The following is a 19273-nucleotide window of genomic DNA, read 5'->3' as shown; positions in this document are numbered from 1 at the left end:
CCCCTAATGCATCCGTGGCGTCGGACCCTGGCCCTTGTCGTCGATGACGGTGCCACGGCTGAAACGGTCGAGCGTGAAGGGCGCGTTGAACTCATGCGGTGCGTCCTTGGCGATGGTGTGGGCAAAGCAGAAGCCGGAGGCAGGCGTTGCCTTGAAGCCGCCGTAGCACCAGCCGCAATTGAGATACATGCCGGGCAAGGGGCCGGTGGTGATAATCGGCGAGCCATCCATCGACATGTCGCAGACCCCGCCCCATGAGCGCAGCACGCGCACGGGTGCCAGCGAAGGGAACAGCGCCAGCATCTCGCTCATCACTTCCTCGACGATGGGCAGGCTGCCGCGTTGGGCGTAGGAATTGTAGCCGTCGAGGTCGCCGCCATAGACGAGACCGCCCTTGTCGGACTGGCCGACATAGAAGTGGCCCATGCCGAAGGTCAGCACGGTGTCGAGGAACGGCTTCAGCGATTCCGACACGAAAGCCTGCAGGACATGGCTCTCGATCGGCATGCGGTCGATGCCGGCAAGCTGCATCACCCGCCCGGTGCTGCCGGCGACGGCGACGGCAACCTTCTTGGCGCGGATATCGCCGCGACTGGTCGAGACGCCGGTGACCCGGTCGCCGTCGCGCAGGAAACCGGTGACTTCGCAATTTTCGATGATGTCGACACCGCGGCGGTCAGCACCACGGGCATAGCCCCAGGCGACCGCGTCGTGGCGGGCGGTGCCGGCGCGTTCCTGCATCAGCCCGCCATAGATCGGGAATCGCGCCTGTTGCGACATATCGAGCCCGGGAACACGGCGGCCGATCTCGACTGGTGTCATCAGTTCGGCATCGACGCCAAGGTGGCGCATGGCATTGCCCTTGCGGGCGAGATCGTCGAGCTGGCCGGGCGTGTGGGCGAGGTTCAGCACGCCGCGCTGCGAGAACATGACGTTGTAGTTGAGGTCATGGGAGAGGTTCTCCCACATCTTCATCGAGTGTTCGTAGAAGCGCGTGTTCTGCGGCAACAGGTAGTTGGAGCGGACGGCGGTGGTGTTGCGGCCGACATTGCCGGAGCCGAGATAGCCCTTTTCCAGCACGGCAACATTTGTGATGCCGAACTCCTTGGCGAGGTAATAGGCCGTCGACAGTCCGTGGCCGCCACCGCCGATGATGATGACATCATAAGAGGCCTTGGGGCTCGGCTTGCGCCATGCCGGCTTCCAGTCACGGTTGCCGCTGAGCGCGTTCTTGAGAAGCGAAAAGGCCGAATATTCCGCCATACTTCATGTCATCCTTCAGGCTGCGCGGGGACACTACAGGCAGCTTCGCTTCGATCAAGCCAATATTCCGCCATTGTTTTTCGTCAGGCCGACTTTCCCATGGGCCAGTGCGCATCGGCTTGCCCGGCAGGATGCGCGTCTTTATCAATAGCTTGCCTTTTCATTCGGCAATCAGGCCGTGAGTCGCTGACAAATCATGCTTTTTTCTACAGCCCGGCGCATTGCTGCCACCCTGTTCATCTTCATGGCCGTGCTTGTGGCGCAGGCCGCAGCGCAGGATGTCGGCAAAGCGCCGGCAGGTGTCGTCTCAGACCAGCAGGAGGTCATCTCCAGCCTTGCCGCCAAGACCGACGCGCTGCAGAAGAAAATGGAGCTGAGTGCCGAAGACGATGCCGGTCTCGTCGAAATCCGCCTGCAGCTCGAGCAACTGTCGCGTGAACTGCTGCAAAGCGGCGTCGCTTTCCGTCCACGACTGACGGAGATCAACACCCGGCTGGAGCAGCTTGGCAAGCCGCCGCCCGAGGGCCAGCCGGCCGAGCCCGCTGTCGTGACCAGCGAGCGCGAGAAGCTGAACGCGGAGAAAACCGAAATCAATGCCGTGCTCGGCGTTGCCGAGAACCTGTCGATCCGCATCGACAAGCTGATCAGCCAGATTACCGAGATACGCCGTGACCTGTTCCAGAATCTGCTGACCAAGCGCTACCAGATCAATTTCGCTCTGGGATCGGAGGTCGTCGACGCCTTCAAGACGGAGATGAATGACCTTTATCGCACAGTCGCATCGTGGGTTCGTTTCGTTTCCAGCTTCAAGCTCCAGTCGATGCTCGCGGCCACGTTCTTCGCACTAGGCGCGGCAGCGGTCATCATCATCGGCGGCCGGCGCATGTTCGGGCGGATGTTCGAGCCCGACGGCAGGGTAGAGGAGCCGTCCTACCTCAGCAGGCTTTCGGTCGCCTTCTGGTCGACCTTCATGCAGTCGACGGCGCTGGTCGTGTTCCTTGGCGTCACCTACTACCTGTTCGACTATTTCGAGGTGCTGCGCGGCGACATCGGCGCGATGCTGTGGTCGCTGTTCTACGTCATTGCCATCGTCTTTTTCGTGTCGCGCCTTGGCATGGCCGTGCTGTCGCCCAGGCTACCCAAATGGCGGCTGATCCCGGTCGAAAGCGGCGCGGCGCGCTGGCTGATGCTGCTGATCACGGCGACCGCCTTCTTCACCGGCCTCGATTATTTCCTGAGCTCGGTCTACCGGGTGATGGGATCGCCGCTGGCGTTGACCGTCGGCGAGGCGCTGACTTCGACGGTGGTGATCGGCGTGCTGGTGATCCTGATCGGCTTGGTCAAGCCGTTCGTTGACGAAGAAGGCCATCCGAAGCCGTGGCCGCGCCTCTTCCGCTACATCGTGCTTACCCTTGGCGGCGTCACGATCGCTGCGGCGCTGCTGGGCTACATCGGGCTTGCGCGTTTCGTGTCGCAGCAGATCGTCATTACCGGCACGATCCTGGCGACCATGTATATCGGCTTCCTGTCGTCACAGGCGATCAACGAGGAAGATGCATTCATCAAGACGACGGTTGGCCGGCGCATCAAGCGGATGTTCACTCTCGACGATGCGACGCTCGACCAGCTTGGCCTCGTCGCCAGCATGGTCATCAACCTGATCGTTTTGATCGTCGGCGTGCCGCTGATCCTGTTTACCTGGGGATTCCAGCCCGGCGACATGATCACCTGGCTCTACCGTATCGGCTCAGGCTTCCAGATCGGCAGCCTCACCTTCTCGCCCGCCGGCCTTTTGTCGGGCGTCATGGTGTTTGCCGTCGGTTATTTCGTGACGCGCTGGTTCCAGGGCTGGCTCGACGGCTCGGTCATGGCGCGCGGCAAGGTCGACGCCGGCGTGCGCAATTCGATCCGTCTCGCCGTCGGCTATGCCGGCGTGGCGATCGCCGGACTGATCGCGGTTTCGGCTGCCGGCATCGACCTTTCCAACCTCGCGCTCGTTGCCGGTGCGCTTTCCCTCGGTATCGGTTTCGGCTTGCAGAATGTGGTGTCGAACTTTGTTTCGGGCCTGATCCTTCTTGCCGAGCGGCCGTTCAAGGTCGGCGACTGGATCGTCGCGGGTGCCGTGTCGGGCACGGTCAAGAAGATCAGCGTGCGCGCCACCGAGATCGAAACCTTCCAGCGCCAGTCGGTGATCCTGCCCAATTCGGACCTGATCAACAGCGCGGTCGGCAACTGGACCCACCGCAATAAGCTCGGACGCGTCGACATAAAGATCGGCGTTGCCTACGATTCAGACGCCAAGCGGGCCCACGAGATCATGCTCGACATCGTGCGATCGCATCCGATGGTGCTGAAGAACCCGGAGCCTTTCGTGCTCTTCGCCAATTTCGGCCCGGCGGCACTGGAGTTCGAGATGCGGTTCTTCCTGGCCGACCTCCTCGGCAGCAACACCGTCCAGAACGATGTCCGCTTCGCCGTGCTTGAAGCGTTCGAACGCGAGAACATCGCCATCCCTTCGACGGCCCGTGCGCATGACGTCAAGCCGGCCGAAAAATGGCCTGCCGACGACGAACAGGTCGAGGCTCAGGTGGCTGAACTCGAGGAAGCGCGCAGCAAGCGCGCGGCTCAAGCCGCGGCCGGCCGCAAGCCTGGAAGGTCCAAAAAGCCCGATCCGGAATGACGGCAAGGCCCATTGGCCAATTATGGCATGAACAAGGCATTCAGTTGCCGTTCAGCTTCAAACTCATATAAGCTCCCATGCAAACGGCGAAAATGCCTTGCAGAGATGAACAGGGGCGGTGGAAACACCGAGTGCTAATGAAAAGGTTTCTTGTCGCCGCAGGCGTGCTGGTCCTGGCAATGTCGGGTGCTGCGCATGCTGCAAGCGCGGTAAACCTCGATGCCGAACCGCGGACCCTGATCGTCACGGAAGGTGGTTCCAAGACGGAGCTTTCCCTTGCCGCCGGCGAAACGGTCGAGTTCTGTTCGAGTGGCTGCTTCGTGACCTTGCCCAATGGCGACCGCGAAGCGCTGACCGGTGGTGAAACAGTAGAGATTTCGGGCGGCGTCGCCCGCATCAAGTAAAGCTGGCCAACGCGCTGGCTAATGATCGAAAAGGCCGGGCATCTGCTCGGCCTTTTCTGCATTCTGCTAACGTCTGCTTAAGCATGACTAGCGAAATGACTGGTGCTCGTTTAGCATTCGGCCTCGACCTTAACCATCCGGAACCCGGTCCCTCGTTATAGCGGCAAGGGGTCCGGAAGGTTCACGCCGTCCGGCAAGGGGCAGGGCAGGCAGTTTGATGGATGCGCGTTCAGACAACAAGGCTGTACCACTGGCGGTCGATCTCGACGGCACGCTGATCGCCAGCGATTTGTTGTGGGAGGGACTGTTCGCCCTTCTCAAGAAGAATCCGCTCACCATCTTCATGGTGCCGTTCTGGCTGCTCAAGGGGCCCGCGCGTCTCAAGCAGGCAATTGCGGCAGCGGTCGACATCGACCCGGCAACCTTGCCTTACCGGCCGGAAGTGCTGAAACGCCTGCGCGAAGAGCAGGCCAATGGCCGCAAGCTCGTCCTTGCCACCGGCACGCCACGCAAGTTTGCCGAAGCCATTGCACGCCATCTCGGCCTGTTCGACGCGGTACTCGCCAGCGACGGCGGTGAAAACCTGACTGCCGAACGCAAGCGCAAGGCGCTGGTGGAAGCCTATGGCGACGGCGGCTTCGACTATGCTGGCAACAGCCGCCACGACCTCAAGGTGTTCGATGCGGCGCGCGATGCGATCGTCGTTGCGCCCGATCGCGCCGCCGCGCGCTGGCAGGCGAGGCACCAGTCCGAACTGATCGAGACGCCGAAGTCCGACCTGCGCACCGTGCGCAAGATGTTGCGCGTCCACCAGTGGCTCAAGAACGTGCTGATCGCCGTGCCGCTGGTGCTGGCGCACAAATATTTCAATACCGAGATGCTGGTGCCAGCGATCCTGGCGTTCATCTCGTTCAGCGCTGCCGCTTCGGCCATTTACATCGTCAACGATTTCTTCGACCTGGCGCTGGATCGGGCGCATCCGACCAAGCGCGAACGGCCGTTCGCCAGCGGCAGGCTGTCAATCCCGTTCGGACTGGCGTCGGTCGCGATCCTACTCGTCATCAGCCTTGCCACGGCAGCCTTCACGACAATCGAATTCGCCGGCGTGTTGCTGGTCTATCTCGTGGCAACAACCGCCTATTCGCTTTCGGTCAAGCGCATGCTGCTGCTCGACGTGCTGACGCTTGCGGGGCTCTATACGCTGCGCATCCTGGCCGGTGCTGCCGCCACCGGCGTGGACGTGTCGTTCTGGCTGCTCGCTTTTTCGATCTTCTTCTTCCTGTCGCTGGCGCTGGTGAAGCGCTATGTCGAGCTACGCTCCTCCAGCCTCAGTGTTGGCGAGCGTATCGCCGGGCGCGGCTACCGCATCGAGGACCAGGAAGTCGTCGCCCAGGCCGGCATGGCTTCGGCGTTTTCCTCGGCGCTGGTCCTGGCGCTCTACATCGACAGCAGCGCGGTGCGTGAGCTCTACGAACACCCCTGGATGGTATGGCCGCTGGCACCGATCGTGCTCTATCTCACCATGCGCATCTGGATCCTGGCGCGCCGCGACGAACTGCATGACGACCCGGTCGTCTTCATCATCCGCGACTGGCGCAGCCAGATCGTCGTTTTCGCCGGCGCGGTGCTGCTCGTGGTGGCGGGACTGTGAGCGTGGGACTGGCTGACTACCAGAGCTTTGGCCGCGCCAATGCGGGCGCAAGCCAGGTCGTCGACATCGCCGAGGCAACAAGGCTGATGTCCGGCGGGACGGCACGTGCCGGGTCGCTTCTCGCCTATGGCAATGGCCGCAGCTATGGCGACAGTTGCCAGAACAGCGCCGGTGCCGTCGTCGACATGCGGCCACGCAAGCGCGTCGTTTCGTTCAATGCCGAGACCGGCCTGATCGAAGCCGAGGCCGGCGTGATGCTGGCTGACATCATCGCCTATGCCGCCCCACATGGGTTTTTCCCGGCAGTTGTTCCAGGCACTCAATTCGTCACGCTCGGCGGCGCCATCGCCAATGACGTGCATGGCAAGAACCACCACCGTCGCGGCAGTTTTGGCTGTCATGTCGAGCGCCTGACACTGCTGCGCTCTGACGGGCGCACCTATGCCTGCTCGGCGGCGGAGAATGCCCGGCTGTTCTGGGCGACCATCGGCGGCATGGGGCTGACCGGCATCATCCTGTCCGCTGCCATCCGCCTGATGCGGGTGGCGTCGCTCGACATCGCCGAGACGGTCAAGCCGTTCGGCAATCTCGGCGAATATTTCGATCTCGCCGAGGCCGCCGACCGCGACAATGAATATGCGGTGGCCTGGATCGACCAGATGGCCGGCGGCAAGCACACCGGGCGCGGTTTGCTGCTTTCGGGCAATCATGCGGCCTATGGCACGCGGACGGCAGAGCGCGGCACAGCAACACTGTCGGTGCCGTTCCAGCCGCCGCTGACCTTGCTCAACCGGCCGTTCCTGAAGCTCTTCAACGCCGCCTATGGCTGGCGGCGCGGCCGCCTGACGGAAAGTCAGGCGGGCTACCAGAAGTTCTTCTTTCCGCTCGACGGTGTCGCCGACTGGAACCGGCTCTACGGTCCGGCCGGTCTGTACCAGCACCAGAGCGTCGTGCCTGAGGCTGTAGCCCGCGAGACCATTCCGGCGTTGCTGGCGGCGGCGCGATGCGCCGGGCAGGGCTCGTTCCTGACGGTGCTCAAGCGCTTTGGCAGCCAGCGCTCGCCGGCACTGCTGTCCTTCGCGCGCCCCGGCTACACGCTGACGTTGGATTTTCCGAACCGTGGCCGGCGTACGCTGGAACTGCTTGCCGAACTCGACCGGATCACCATTGCGGCGGGGGGCGCGGTCAATCCCTACAAGGACGCGCGCATGTCGGCCGAGACATTCGCCGCTTCGTTCCCGGACTGGCAGCGGCTCGAAGCGATGCGCGATCCGGCATTCATGTCCGATTTCTGGGCACGCACCGCCGGCCGGCTGGGTGGGCGCAATGGCGAGACGGCGCAAGCGGCCGAATAGGCTAACGGCGCTTGTTAGAGAAGCGCGGAAAAGTTCAAATTGCTTGGAAAGCTTCACAGAATATCAGGAGCTTTTCGATAGGTTGTGCGAAGGACGGAGAAAGCAATGAAATATATTATCTTCATCCTTTTCACAGTGATGACCAATGCGGCGGCACAGTTGATGCTCAAGCAAGGTATGATGTCGCTTGGACCAATTTCTTTCGAGGGCACCAATCCGCTGATCAAGATCCTGCAGATCGTCTTCAGCCCCTGGGTCTTCGCGGGCCTACTGACCTTCGTCATCTCGATGGCATCGCATCTCTATGTGCTGTCGAAGGTCGAACTCAGCTTCGCCTATCCCTTCCTCAGCCTGGCCTATGTCGCGGTCGCGGTGTTTGCCTATTACGTCTTCCATGAAGACCTGAATGCCTGGCGCATCGCCGGCATCGCCTTCATTTGCGTCGGCACAGTGCTGATCGCCCAGAGCGGCCGCGACCATGGCGAAGTTGTCGCCGCGGTCTCTACCGAACCCACCAAGACAAGCGAGCTTTTGCGATGAGACACATCATTTTCGGAGGCGACGGCTTCGTCGGTCGTCATCTTGCGCCCAAACTGATTGCCGACGGCGAAGAGGTTGTCGTTGCCGATATCGTCAAGAGCGACCTGGCGCATTACCGCAACGTACGCTTTGTCCACTGCGACGTGACCGACCCGGCCTCGATCGCCGCTGTCAGCATCAAGGCCGACGACATGGTCTACAACCTCTCGGCCAAGATGCTGTCGCCGCTGCAGGTTCGGGCCAAGCGCCACGACTTCTTCTTCCCGGTGAACTATTTCGGCACCGAAAACATCATCAAGGCGATGGATCACGCCGCGGCGCCGAAGCTGGTCCACTACACCACCGACATGATCTACGGCCACACCGTGACCCATCCGATGACCGAAGAGCATCCAGTGGCGCCGCTGGGCGAGTATGGTTGGTCGAAGCAGAAGACCGAGGAACTGGCCGCCGATTGGCGCGAGCGCGGCATGAACATCTCGCTGTTTCGCCCGCGCCTGATCATCGGGCCCGGCCGCCTCGGTATCCTGGAAAAGCTGTTCAGGCTGATCGACTGGAATCTTCCTGTGCCGATGATCGGCTCGGGCAAAAACCCCTATCAGTTCATCTCGGTGTTCGACTGCGCCGAAGCGGCGCGGTTGGCCTGGAAAGCGGGCGTTCCGAACGAGGCCTACAATCTTGGTTCGCTCAACCCGCCGCCGGTGCGCAAGCTGCTCGGCGACCTGGTCAAGCATGCCGGTTCGAAGTCGATCCTGGTGCCGACGCCGGGCTGGGCGGTCAAGCGTACGCTCGACCTGCTCGACCTGATGAACATGCCGATCATGGATCCGGAGCAATATCTGATCGCCGACGAGGAGTGCGTGCTCGACGTCTCCAAAGGCGAGCGCCAGCTCGGCTGGATCCCGCAATACCGCGACGAGGACATGCTCATCGCCGCCTACGAGGAATATCGCGCCAAAAAGGACGGCGTCACGACGTCCACACAGCACGCGCCGGCCGAATAGAGGATATGAACATGACGCTCGTCACCAAGCCGGACACGGCCCATTCGCATGCTGTCACTGTTGCACCGGCAATGACCTCGGCAAAGCTCGCCAAGCCGAACCTGATGTCGGTCGAGCAGGCCAAGGGCCTCGACGTCGCCAAGATGACCGACCTGTTCAAGGCGCATCTCAACCCCGGCCAGCTGCATTTCATGAAGCTGCTCGGCTTCCACAAGATCAAGATCGAGCGTGCCGAGGGCATGCACTACATCGACCAGAACGGCCGCAAGATCCTCGATTTCTTCGGCGGTTTCGGCTCGTTGGCACTCGGCCACAACCATCCGCGCGTGCTTGAGGCGCGCAAAAAGTTCCAGGACGAGAAGCGCCACGAGATCGGCATCGCCTTCATGTCGCAATACGCCTCGGCGCTGGCCTACAATCTGGCGCAGATCTCGCCCGGCGATCTCGACATGGTGTTTTTCGGCTCATCGGGTTCGGAAGCGATGGAAGCCGCGGTCAAGCTCGCCGAGCGTGCTGCGGGCCCGGCGCGTCCCAAGATCGTCTATGCCGAGAACTCGTTCCACGGCAAGACCAAGGGCGTGCTCTCGGTCACCGACGGTGCGCTTTATCGCGGCGAGTTCAAGCTCACCGAAAACACCGTGCGTGTGCCGTTCGGCGACATCAACGCCATCGAAAACGCTTTCCGGTCCGATCCGGCGATCGGCGCCATCGTGCTCGAAACGATCCAGGGTGGCGGCGGCATCAACAAGGCGCCGGCCGCATTCTGGCACAAGCTGCGCGCGCTGTGCGACCAGTATGGCGTGATCTGGGTTGCCGACGAGGTGCAGTGCGGCGTCGGACGTTCCGGCCGCTTTTATGCCTTCGAGCACTATGATGTCGTGCCCGACATCACCGCGGTCGCCAAGTCGCTGGGCGGCGGCAAGGCGGCGATGGCCGCGATGATCGCCCGCCGCGACGTCTACATGAAGGCCTACGGCACGCCCAAGACGGCGATGATCCATGCCATGGCGACCTTCGGCGGGATCGGCGAGGGCTGCATCACCGCCATCGAGACGCTCAACGTGCTCTATGACGAAGGCCTGATCGAGAATTCGGCCGATACCGGCGCCTATCTGCTGGCGCGGCTGGAGGAACTCCAGGCGAAGTACCCCAAGATCATCAAGGAAGTTCGCGGCCAGGGCCTGATGGTCGGCCTCGAGTTCCACGACTTCTCGCAGACCCTGCCGATGGTGTTGCGCCCGGTGGTCAGCGTGCTCGACGACAAGCTCAAGGGCTCGCTGTCGGGCTTCGTCGGTGCGCTGCTGCTGCGTGATTACGACGTGCTGGTTGCCTTCACCGAATACAACCGCAATGTCGTGCGCCTGTTGCCGCCGCTGACCTGCAGCCGCGCTGACGTCGACGTGCTGATCGCAGCCCTCGACAGCCTGCTTGGCCGCGGCATCGTTTCGATCGTCAAGGACTTCGTCAAAAGCCAGGTCAAGTAAGGGGACATCATCCCCTGTCGCCTCAAAAGCCGGGTCTCGACCCGGCTTTTTTGTTGGCTGGTTGCCGGAGGGCGTTGTCGCTGTCGGCGCGAGGCGGTTGTCCGGCTTTCGCGGGCGAGGCGTGCTCGGATTGCGCGGCGGAGCAACAATCGGGAGGAGCGAATGGTCAAGCCGATCATGAACCTGGACGAGGTCGAGTTCGACGACATCGAGGAGAATGGCATCTACACGTCGAAGAGGACGTCGATAAGCCGTCATATCGGCGCGCAAAACCTAGGCTACAACCTGACCGTCCTGCCGCCGGGCAAGGTTCAATGCCCGTTCCACTGCCACCACGGCGAAGAGGAGATGTTCTTCATCCTGGAAGGTGAGGGCGAGCTTCGCTTCGGCGATAAGCGCTTTCCGATCCGCCAGCATGACGTCATCGCCTGCCCAATTGGCGGAGCTGAAGTGGCCCACCAGATCATCAACACCGGGACGACGACGATGCGTTATCTCGCACTGTCGACGTTGGTGGAGGTCGAGGCTTGCGAATACCCAGATTCCGGCAAGGTGCTGGTGGTCACCGGCAAGCAGGGCGTTCCGAGGCTCCGCAAGATGTTCCTGGCCGAGAACACGGCTGACTTCTACGACCGCGAGAGGAACTGAGCCTTTCCGCTTTGGGGGCGAAGCCTACTTGTCCAGCGCGGCGGAGAACCGGGGGTGGACGAAGGCGTCGTAGCAGGCATCGAGCTCGATGCGGCGATGCTGGGTCAAGGCGCTCTTGTACATATCGTAGAGCGCGGCATTGGCCGTTGTCGGCGGGCAGGTCGGCACGAGAACAAGATCGGTGTCGGCCACCGCCGCCTCTTCGGTCGAGCCGGGATCGGGCACAGCACGCATCGGATCGGCGCCGATGGCGATGTGCAGCGGCGCGGAGCGATCCAGCAGCCAGGGGAACGGGTTGACGAAGTTCAGCGACATCAGCGTGTTGAAGTGGATGCCCTTGTCGGCCTCCAGCTTGCGGATGGAATCGACCGCCGTGTCGACATTGGTCAGATAGGTGATCTGGAAGTCGAAATCGGAATAAAGCAGCGGCGTCGGTAACTCGCCGGCGTTGGTGAGGTCGGTGTAGAGCGAGCGGTGCTCGGGATAGAACTTCAGCATGTGGTCGACACGCACGGCGACTTCGCTACGCATATTGACCGCACCGAGCGTGCCCAGATTGCGCTGCTCGAAGGGCAGGTTCTTGAGCGCGCCGACATAGGCGCGGGCGGCGCGTTCGACGACGAACAGCGCCGGCGGCAACACGACAGCAGCTGCCAGTGCCAGCACCGACAGCAGCACCATCGGCCTGGAAAGCAGCTTGGACGCCTTGAGCAGGATGGCGACGACGAGCGGCGCCAGGAAGATGAAAGCCTGGCTGCCGGTGTTCTGTGTCTCGAACAGCACGCCAGCAAACAGGACAGCGAGCAGCCAGAGGCCGTTGTGGTCAAGGAACCCTGAAACCGCTGTCGCAAGCGAGGTCTTGCGGTCGGCGGAAAAGCGCTCGAGCAACTTGCGCCGGTCGGGCCAGAGCAGAACCAGGGCGAGCGAGGACGTGGCGAGCACGACGCCGAAATTGATCGAGGTGGACTGGAGGAAACGCGGCAGCAGCGTGCCGCCGTTCATCATCACCAGCTTGAGGATGTCGGTGATGTAGTGGCTGACCAGGCCGCTGGCGACTTCGATGACGGCAAGGACAGCGGCGAAGATGACCAGTGCCTCCAGCGCGTAGCGAAACTTCACCCGTCCGGCGAAGAACGCATAGGCGGCGATAACGCCGCCGGCGACGAAACCGGTGACCTTGAGGAAGAACAGCGCGGTCATGGTGAGTGAAATCAGGGCAACCAGCAGGTAGCGGTTGCGCACAAACATCAGCGCCGCCACCAGTACATACAGCACCTGGCAGACCTGGCGGTTATAGATGCCGAAGGCGTCGGATCCGGGGAAGGGATAGAATTCGCGCGTGTTGAAGGGCAGCAGCGCAAACAGCAGGAACGGCACCAACAGCGCAAACGCGATGCCGCGCGAGCGCTGGCCGACGTCCCAAAGGACCAGCGCCATCAGGGGCGCGGTGACGGCGAGCAGCGACCAGTGCGCCACGAGTGCCGGCTGTGCGTTGGGAAACAGCGTCACCCAGCCGGCAAACAGGTAGTAGCCGAGCGGGCCGACGGGGGTGAAGAAGTCGTTGATCGGTACCTGGCGGTCGAATATGCGGTTCGCCGCATCGTAATAGATCAACACGTCCCAATACATCGGGCCGATCGGCACGACGACGGGCAGCGCCAGCAAGGTGCAAACGAGCAGAAATGCGACAGCCAAAAGAAAAAGCGGGCTTTTTGTTTTGGCCTTGAGGCGCGAGCTCAGGGATGCAGCAGGCGGAGTGAAAGTGGTGTTCATCTTCGGCACCTGCAGCAAGCTCAATCGATATGACGTTGTTGTATTCAACTACAGGTAAATGGCGACGAAAGCGTTAAGCGGGCCGATATCGCCATGCTTGCGGCCGAGGCTGCAGCCTGTGGGCCGGCTTGATGAAGGCGCGTCGGTGGCAGGAGAAGAACGGGGCGCGCGGCTGATCAATGCCGGCAATTTTGCCGAGGTCGCGCGGCCTTGTGGCAATGTCGCAAACAGGCTGCAATCGCGCCGCGGCGCTCTATAGTCTGCGCGCAATATCATCTCGGAGTCGTGGGTAATGGCTGAGTTTCCGAAAACGGCAAAGGTCGTCATCGTCGGGTTGGGCGGCATTGTGGGCGCATCCATTGCCCATCACCTGATCGAGCGCGGCTGGACCGACATTGTCGGCATCGACAAGTCGGGCGTGCCGACCGACATCGGCTCGACGGCGCATGCCTCCGATTTCTGCTACACGACCAGCCACGACTATCTCTCGGTCTGGACCACGCAATATTCCATCGATTTCTACGAGAAGATGGGTCACTACGCCCGCATCGGCGGTCTCGAAGTCGCGCGATCAGGCGACGACACATGGATGGAAGAGATCAAGCGCAAGCTTTCCTCGGCCAAGGCATTCGGCACCCGCGCGCATTACGTCTCGCCCGCCGAGATCAAGGCGATGTTCCCACTGATCGAGGAAGATCAGGTGATGGGCGGCATGTTCGATCCCGACGCCGGCCTCGTCATTCCGCGCTCGCAGACGGTTGCCGGCAAGCTTGTCGATGCCGCTGAAAAATCGGGCAAGCTCCAGGTCTTCGGCAACACGCCTGCGACCTCGCTGATCGTCGAGGGCGGCCGCATCAAGGGCGTCGTCACCCATCGCGGCACGATCATGGCCGACCATGTCGTCGTGTGTGCCGGCATCTGGGGCCGCCTGATCGCCGAAATGGTTGGCGAGGACCTGCCGGTCATGCCGGTCGACCACCCACTGACCTTCTTCGGCCCGTACAACGAGTTCGAGGGCACCGGCAAGGAAATCGGCTTCCCGCTGCTGCGCGACCAGGGCAACTCGGCCTATATGCGCGACACCGGCGACCCGAAGACCACCGAAGGCGGCCAGCTCGAGTGGGGCTATTACGAACAGACCAATCCGCGCCTCTGCCATCCGCGCGAGCTCTTGGAAAAACACGAGGCGCGCCTGTCGCCGTCGCAGCGCGACCTCGACATGGAACAGATCATGGAGCCGCTCGAGCGCGCCATGGAGTTGACGCCGATCCTTGGCGAGATCGGCTACAACGAGAGCCACTCCTTCAACGGCCTGCTGCAGGTTTCCGCTGCCGGTGGCGCCTCCTGCGGCGAAAGCCAGAAGGTGCGCGGCCTCTGGTACTGCGTCGCCATCTGGGTCAAGGACGGCCCCGGCTACGGCAAGCTGATCGCCGACTGGATGACCGACGGCCGCACCGAGATCGACCACAACTCGATCGACTATGCGCGCTTTTATCCGCACCAGCTGGAAGAGAAGTTCATCGAAGGCCGCAGCTTCGAGGCGGCCCAGAAGATCTATTTCCCGGCCGTGCACACCCGCGAGCCTTACGCCACCGGCCGCAACGTCAAGCGTTCGCCGTTTTATGAGCGCGAGGTCGAGCTGGGTGGTTACTTCATGGAACTCGGCGGCTGGGAGCGTGCGCACGGCTACAAGGCCAATGAGCACCTGCTGGAGAAGTATGGCAACCGCGTGCCGGTGCGCGAGAACGAGTGGGACTCCAGGCACTTCTGGCGCGTCTCCAACGCCGAGCATCTGGCGATGAGCGAGGATTGCGGCATCGTCAACCTCAGCCATTTCCACATGGTCGATATCGAGGGCCCCGACCATGTCGAGCTTCTGGAATGGCTGTGCGCTGCCAAGATCGGCGGCGACGGCAACATCGGTAAGGGCGTCTACACCCACTTCCTCGACGACGAGGGCATGGTGCGCGCCGACTTCACCGTGTTCCGCATGGCCGACCGCTGCCGGCTGGTGAACGGTGCCGACGCCGGCCCGCGCGACTTCCACTACATGAAGCGCGTCGCCGAGGATCGTGGTCTCGACGTCACCATCACCGACACCTCGGAAAAATTCATCACCATCGGCATCTGGGGTCCGAACGCCCGCGAGACGCTGAAGAAGGTGGTGGCGAACCCTGATGGTCTCGACCAGGAAAACTTCGCCTTCGCGGCGATCAAGCAGATCGAGATATCAGGCAGACAAGTCACCGCCTTCCGCATCTCCTATGTCGGCGAGCAGGGCTGGGAACTGCACATGAAATACGAGGACGGCCTCGCCGTCTGGGACGCGCTTCGCTCGACTGGCGTCATGGCCTTCGGCGTCGAGACCTATGCCAATTCGCGCCGCATGGAAAAGAGCCTGCGCCTGCAAAACGCCGACCTGCTGACCCAATACAACCTCATCGAGGCCGATCTTGCCCGCCCGAAGGTCAAGGATGTCGATTTCCGTGGCAAGGCCAAGCACCTGGAGTACAAGGCGCGCGAGCACCAGCCCGCCATGCTGTGCACGCTGGTGATGACCGAAAACACCGACAAATCAGGCGTCAAGCGCTACCCGGTCGGCACACTGCCTGTCATGGATCCGGAGACCGGTGACGTGCTGGTCGACGAACTCGGCCGCCGCTCCTACACGACCTCCATCGCCTTCGGCCCGACCATCGGCAAGAACATCGCGCTGGCGTATCTTCCTCACGCTTACTGCCAGCAAGGCCGCAAGCTGAACGTCGAGTATTTCGCCGAGACATATCCGGTCGAAGTCGTCGGCATCGGCTACAAGCCGCTCTACGACCCGGAGAACCTGAAGCCGCGCAGCTGACGCCCGGCTTGGGCTATTCGAGTGCCAGTTCGACCAGCGCCAGATAGGCACTATCGTCGGCGAGGTGCTGGTTGTAGCCGCGCGCCGCGTAGAGGCCGAGCAGTGCCAGATAGAGCATCTTTGCCCTGGCGCGCGCCGTTTCGGCTGTCAGGCCTGCAGCGGCGAGTTCCTTTTCAAGGTAGGCGAGGCGGGCGCCGTCCACGCCTCGCAGGCGTTCGGCGACATGCGCGTCGGTCGCGGCCCATGACTGGATCGCCGCTTCGGCGCGTGCCGAGTCGATGCCGTAGACCGTCTTGACCAGCGCATCCTGCGCCAGGTGGCGCAGGCGCTGCTTGGGCGTTGCCAAATCAGCAGCGTTGTCGATCAACTGCTGCGTGAAATCCGCATCCCAGACGTCGAGGATCGCTGCCAGCAATTGCGGGCGGTCCTTGAAGTGCCAGTAGAACGAACCCTTGCTGACACCGAGCGACTTGGCAAGGCGTTCCACCTTGACGGCCTCGACGCCGCCCTCGGCCAGTGCGGCAACGGCGGCGATCAGCCAATCCTCGCGCGTCAGGTCCTTTGTCTGGCTTTTCGTTTCCACGTCTTTTTCAGCCATCACGTCTCTTTCTGTGGCATCATGCCACGCCATACGCATCCGTATGGCGATTTCGAGGTGATTGCTATACATACGCTACCGTATGTTAATGCCATGTGGCACTGCCAGCACCAAGCGAAGGAGATGGAAGTCATGGTCAAATGGAGCGCCGTTGCGCTGATCGCACTCGGCATCATTCACCTGCTCGTGCTTGGGGCAGATATTCCGGCGGAACTGCCGAACTGGTCGTCGCTCAATCTGTGGACCTGGGATCATTGGGCACCGCTCAGGGCGCAGCCGCTCGACCTGGCGCTCTCCGGCGGCGTGTTCTGGCAGTCGATTGGCTCGCTGGCCGTTCCGTTGCTCATTCTCGGCGCGCTCATCTTCTGGCTCGACCAGCAGGACCTGCCAATACCGGTTTTCGTTGGCTGGGGACTCGTCGTCTGGACAGCCATACTGGCGGCGATCATGCCGCCGAGTGGGTTGCCAGTTGTGCTCGTTGTTTCGATCGTTCTTACGGTCGGCCTGCAGGCTCGGGCGAAAAAGCGTAGCATCTCTCTGCTCAAGTGACAGTTTCGACGCCGGCTTCCCGACAATGTGATTGAAAAGCCCGGCTTTCTGGCCGGGCTTTTCTTTTGAAGCGGGCGATTCTCGCTTACCCTTGGTACATGTCTGCCGTGGCCAAAGCTCTTCTCGCCGGCGGTGCTGCTTTGGCACTGATGCTAGGTCTCGGCCTTCATGCTGACGCGGCCGAACAGGTCGATGTCGAGTTGGTTCTGGCCGTCGACGTCTCGCTCTCCATGTCACCTGATGAGCTCGAGATACAACGTCATGGCTACGCGGCAGCGCTGACTCATGAACGCGTCCTGGAGGCGATCGCCGAGGGCGCCTATGGCAAAATTGCGGTGACCTATGTCGAGTGGGCCGGCTCGACGTCGCAGATCGTCGTCGTGCCGTGGACGGTCATCGCTAATCGTGCCGATGCTGATCGCGTGGTGCGCCAGCTGTCGGCCAAGCCGCCCAACAGCGCCCGCCGCACCTCGATTTCCAGTGCGCTGGAGTTCGGCACCGACCTATTCGCCGAAAGCGCCTTTCGCGGCTTGAAGCGGGTGATCGATATCTCTGGTGACGGACCAAATAACCAGGGCCCACCGGTGGATCTCATCCGCGATGCTGCGGTGGCGCAAGGCATCACTATCAACGGCCTGCCGCTGATGACCAATGGCGGTTTTGGCAACGCCTATGACGTCGAGGACCTCGACCGCTATTATGCCGATTGCGTCATTGGGGGCCCGGGCGCCTTCATGATTCCGGTCAACGAGTGGTCGCAATTCCCCGAGGCGATCCGGCGCAAGCTGGTCATGGAACTGGCCGGACCGGCGTCGCGGCAGTGGGCCGCCGAGGAAGCGGCGCACCCTCCCATCGTGCTTGCCCAGGCACAACCCAAATACGATTGCCTGATCGGCGAGAAGCTGTGGCGCGACCGCTCCTGGCTCTGGGATAGCCGCTAGGAACAACCTCCACACGGCGATGCAGCCGCGTGAAATGCCAAAGTTTGGCCACGTGGCTGTTTTCTCTGCGTCTTCTGGCCCACGAGGACAACGAGAATCATGAAACGCCTAGCACTCCTTGCCACCGTCGCATCGGTTCTGATGGCTGGCAGCGCCAACGCCCAATATGACGACGACGTGGCCTGCGAAATGTACGAGCACAACGGCTATGGCGGTCGTGTCCTGCCGATGCGGGCCGACCAGTCGATCAGCTTCCGCGCCGGCCGGTTCTGGAACGACCGCGTTTCGTCGGTGCGTGTGGCGCCCGGCTGCACCCTTGTCGTCTACCAGCACACCGGCATGCAGGGCGCGTCGGAAGAGTTCGACCGCAATGCCCGCTCCATTGGCGGCTGGAACGACCAGATATCGTCGGCAGAGTGCATCTGCGACGGCTATCAGGACGACGGCGCCGACGATTACGACCCCTACCGGCGGCAGTAGCCGCTCAGGCCGCGATCAGCTGCTTGCGGTCGATACGCTCCTGCTGCGGCGAGCGGGCATAAAGCTCGCGGTAGCACTTCGAGAAGTGCGAGGCCGATACGAAGCCACAGGCGACCGCGACCTCGACGACAGGCATCGACGACTGGATCAGCAGATGCCGGGCGCGGTCGAGCCTGATCTCGAGATAATAGCGGGCAGGCGAGCGGCCCATCTCGGTGCGGAACAGGCGTTCGATCTGGCGCCTGGACAGGCCGACATGGTCGGCGATCTCGATCAGCGAAAGCGGCTCCGACAGGTTGGCTTCCATCAGCTCGATGATGGTCAGGACCTTCGAATTCTGCACGCCGAGCCGCGCCCTGAGCGGCAGGCGCTGGCGGTCGGTCGGGCTGCGGACGCGATCGGTGAGCACCTGTTCGCAGATGCGGTTGACGAGATTGTCGTCGAAATCGTCGCCGATCAGCTTGAGCATCATGTCGAGCGCTGCCGTGCCGCCGGCGCAGGTGTAGATGTTCTGGTCGACCTCGAACAGGTCGGCATAGACATTGGCCTTGGGGAAGGCCTCGGCGAAGCCGGGCAGGTTTTCCCAATGGATGGCGCAGCGCTTGTTGGAAAGCAGGCCGGCATTGGCCAGCACATAGGCGCCGGTGCACAGCCCGCCGACGGCGACGCCGCGATTGTACTCCTCGCGCAGCCAGGCAAAGACGGACTTGTTGGTGTAGGTCTCGACATTGATGCCGGTGCAGACGATGACCATCGAGGGGCGTTCGGGCCCGGCCATCTTCTTGCGTTCCTCGTCGAGCGAGGTGTTGACGGCGCATTCGACGCCATTCGAGGCGGGTACGGCCCTGCCGTCGATGCTGGCCAGGCGCCATTTGTAGGCCTCGTAGCCGAGCATGCGATTGGCGATGCGCAAAGGGTCGAGGGCGGTCGCGAAGGCGACCATGGTGAAGTCGGGGACAAGGAAGAACACAAGCGATCGTTTGATCGGATGTCTGATGGCGTTCAAGGAACCCTCGCGCTGGCCGGGAGCAACGCGACTTTGATGTCGC

The 19273-nt window shown here is 62.3% G+C and carries 16 protein-coding genes; 12 read left to right on the top strand and 4 right to left on the bottom strand.

The features are described from left to right. Positions 1 to 3 precede the first annotated feature (3 nt). On the bottom strand, positions 4 to 1263 hold the full coding sequence (locus tag IHE39_RS20975) for a sarcosine oxidase subunit beta family protein (protein WP_192567845.1): 1260 nt from the start codon (positions 1261 to 1263) through the stop codon (positions 4 to 6). Between the two features lie 196 nt (positions 1264 to 1459). Between IHE39_RS20975 and IHE39_RS20970 the strand changes: the two genes are divergently transcribed. From IHE39_RS20970 to IHE39_RS20935, 8 genes are all read left to right on the top strand, one after another. Continuing rightward, on the top strand, positions 1460 to 3943 hold the full coding sequence (locus IHE39_RS20970) for a mechanosensitive ion channel domain-containing protein (protein ID WP_192567844.1): 2484 nt from the start codon (positions 1460 to 1462) through the stop codon (positions 3941 to 3943). A 137-nt stretch (positions 3944 to 4080) separates the two neighbouring features. Then, the gene (locus tag IHE39_RS20965) at positions 4081 to 4347 is read left to right on the top strand and encodes a hypothetical protein (RefSeq protein ID WP_184767296.1); all 267 of its coding nucleotides are present in this window, start codon (positions 4081 to 4083) and stop codon (positions 4345 to 4347) included. 217 nt (positions 4348 to 4564) lie between these two features. Further along, positions 4565 to 5998: a UbiA family prenyltransferase gene (locus IHE39_RS20960; protein WP_192567843.1), complete on the top strand. Its 1434-nt coding sequence runs from the start codon at positions 4565 to 4567 to the stop codon at positions 5996 to 5998. Between the two features lie 2 nt (positions 5999 to 6000). Next, the gene (locus tag IHE39_RS20955) at positions 6001 to 7353 is read left to right on the top strand and encodes an FAD-binding oxidoreductase (protein WP_434781329.1); all 1353 of its coding nucleotides are present in this window, start codon (positions 6001 to 6003) and stop codon (positions 7351 to 7353) included. 105 nt (positions 7354 to 7458) lie between these two features. Continuing rightward, complete coding sequence (locus tag IHE39_RS20950) at positions 7459 to 7893, top strand: EamA family transporter (protein ID WP_192567842.1); 435 nt, start codon at positions 7459 to 7461, stop codon at positions 7891 to 7893. Further along, positions 7890 to 8897, top strand: a complete 1008-nt coding sequence (locus IHE39_RS20945; protein ID WP_184767299.1) for an NAD-dependent epimerase/dehydratase family protein — start codon at positions 7890 to 7892, stop codon at positions 8895 to 8897. The genes IHE39_RS20950 and IHE39_RS20945 overlap by 4 nt, the downstream gene beginning before the upstream one ends. Positions 8898 to 8968: 71 nt before the next feature. Beyond that, a complete protein-coding gene (locus tag IHE39_RS20940) occupies positions 8969 to 10381 on the top strand; it encodes an aspartate aminotransferase family protein (protein WP_246485600.1) in 1413 nt (470 codons plus the stop codon). A 162-nt stretch (positions 10382 to 10543) separates the two neighbouring features. Then, positions 10544 to 11029: a cupin domain-containing protein gene (locus IHE39_RS20935; protein ID WP_184767301.1), complete on the top strand. Its 486-nt coding sequence runs from the start codon at positions 10544 to 10546 to the stop codon at positions 11027 to 11029. Between the two features lie 24 nt (positions 11030 to 11053). Here IHE39_RS20935 and IHE39_RS20930 read toward each other — a convergent pair whose 3' ends face one another. Next, positions 11054 to 12802, bottom strand: coding sequence for a glycosyltransferase family protein (locus IHE39_RS20930; protein WP_192567840.1), 1749 nt, complete (start codon positions 12800 to 12802; stop codon positions 11054 to 11056). Positions 12803 to 13094: 292 nt separating this feature from the next. On the opposite strand from IHE39_RS20930, the gene IHE39_RS20925 reads away from it, so the two are divergent. Continuing rightward, on the top strand, positions 13095 to 15656 hold the full coding sequence (locus tag IHE39_RS20925; RefSeq protein WP_192567839.1) for a GcvT family protein: 2562 nt from the start codon (positions 13095 to 13097) through the stop codon (positions 15654 to 15656). Between the two features lie 13 nt (positions 15657 to 15669). On the opposite strand, the gene IHE39_RS20920 is transcribed toward IHE39_RS20925, so the two are convergent. After that, positions 15670 to 16254 carry a TetR/AcrR family transcriptional regulator gene (locus IHE39_RS20920; protein ID WP_192567838.1) on the bottom strand — a complete coding sequence of 195 codons (585 nt, stop codon included), beginning with the start codon at positions 16252 to 16254 and terminating at the stop codon, positions 15670 to 15672. 21 nt (positions 16255 to 16275) lie between these two features. On the opposite strand from IHE39_RS20920, the gene IHE39_RS20915 reads away from it, so the two are divergent. The 3 genes from IHE39_RS20915 (at position 16276) to IHE39_RS20905 (ending at position 18224) form a co-directional block, all read left to right on the top strand. Beyond that, on the top strand, positions 16276 to 16803 hold the full coding sequence (locus IHE39_RS20915) for a DUF6463 family protein (protein WP_192567837.1): 528 nt from the start codon (positions 16276 to 16278) through the stop codon (positions 16801 to 16803). 98 nt (positions 16804 to 16901) lie between these two features. Beyond that, complete coding sequence (locus tag IHE39_RS20910) at positions 16902 to 17744, top strand: DUF1194 domain-containing protein (RefSeq protein WP_184767305.1); 843 nt, start codon at positions 16902 to 16904, stop codon at positions 17742 to 17744. A 99-nt stretch (positions 17745 to 17843) separates the two neighbouring features. Next, on the top strand, positions 17844 to 18224 hold the full coding sequence (locus IHE39_RS20905) for a peptidase inhibitor family I36 protein (protein ID WP_184767306.1): 381 nt from the start codon (positions 17844 to 17846) through the stop codon (positions 18222 to 18224). Between the two features lie 4 nt (positions 18225 to 18228). Here IHE39_RS20905 and IHE39_RS20900 read toward each other — a convergent pair whose 3' ends face one another. Then, positions 18229 to 19167, bottom strand: coding sequence for a GlxA family transcriptional regulator (locus IHE39_RS20900; protein ID WP_353527998.1), 939 nt, complete (start codon positions 19165 to 19167; stop codon positions 18229 to 18231). Positions 19168 to 19273 lie beyond the last annotated feature (106 nt).

Source organism: Aminobacter carboxidus, from assembly GCF_014863355.1.
Taxonomy (GTDB): Bacteria; Pseudomonadota; Alphaproteobacteria; order Rhizobiales; family Rhizobiaceae; genus Aminobacter; species Aminobacter carboxidus.
Note: the sequence above shows the minus strand (reverse complement) of the source record. Positions and strands in the feature narration are given on the sequence as shown.

Excerpts from the sequence above, each read along its gene's own strand:
- IHE39_RS20970 (WP_192567844.1), top strand. The coding sequence starts at position 1,460 with ATGCTTTTTTCTACAGCCCGGCGCATTGCTGCCACCCTGTTCATCTTC.
- IHE39_RS20905 (WP_184767306.1), top strand. The coding sequence starts at position 17,844 with ATGAAACGCCTAGCACTCCTTGCCACCGTCGCATCGGTTCTGATGGCT.
- IHE39_RS20950 (WP_192567842.1), top strand. The coding sequence starts at position 7,459 with ATGAAATATATTATCTTCATCCTTTTCACAGTGATGACCAATGCGGCG.
- IHE39_RS20940 (WP_246485600.1), top strand. The coding sequence starts at position 8,969 with ATGACCTCGGCAAAGCTCGCCAAGCCGAACCTGATGTCGGTCGAGCAG.
- IHE39_RS20900 (WP_353527998.1), bottom strand. The coding sequence starts at position 19,167 with ATGGTCGCCTTCGCGACCGCCCTCGACCCTTTGCGCATCGCCAATCGC.
- IHE39_RS20925 (WP_192567839.1), top strand. The coding sequence starts at position 13,095 with ATGGCTGAGTTTCCGAAAACGGCAAAGGTCGTCATCGTCGGGTTGGGC.
- IHE39_RS20915 (WP_192567837.1), top strand. The coding sequence starts at position 16,276 with ATGCCACGCCATACGCATCCGTATGGCGATTTCGAGGTGATTGCTATA.
- IHE39_RS20935 (WP_184767301.1), top strand. The coding sequence starts at position 10,544 with ATGGTCAAGCCGATCATGAACCTGGACGAGGTCGAGTTCGACGACATC.
- IHE39_RS20930 (WP_192567840.1), bottom strand. The coding sequence starts at position 12,802 with ATGAACACCACTTTCACTCCGCCTGCTGCATCCCTGAGCTCGCGCCTC.
- IHE39_RS20910 (WP_184767305.1), top strand. The coding sequence starts at position 16,902 with ATGTCTGCCGTGGCCAAAGCTCTTCTCGCCGGCGGTGCTGCTTTGGCA.
- IHE39_RS20945 (WP_184767299.1), top strand. The coding sequence starts at position 7,890 with ATGAGACACATCATTTTCGGAGGCGACGGCTTCGTCGGTCGTCATCTT.
- IHE39_RS20960 (WP_192567843.1), top strand. The coding sequence starts at position 4,565 with ATGGATGCGCGTTCAGACAACAAGGCTGTACCACTGGCGGTCGATCTC.
- IHE39_RS20975 (WP_192567845.1), bottom strand. The coding sequence starts at position 1,263 with ATGGCGGAATATTCGGCCTTTTCGCTTCTCAAGAACGCGCTCAGCGGC.
- IHE39_RS20965 (WP_184767296.1), top strand. The coding sequence starts at position 4,081 with ATGAAAAGGTTTCTTGTCGCCGCAGGCGTGCTGGTCCTGGCAATGTCG.
- IHE39_RS20920 (WP_192567838.1), bottom strand. The coding sequence starts at position 16,254 with ATGGCTGAAAAAGACGTGGAAACGAAAAGCCAGACAAAGGACCTGACG.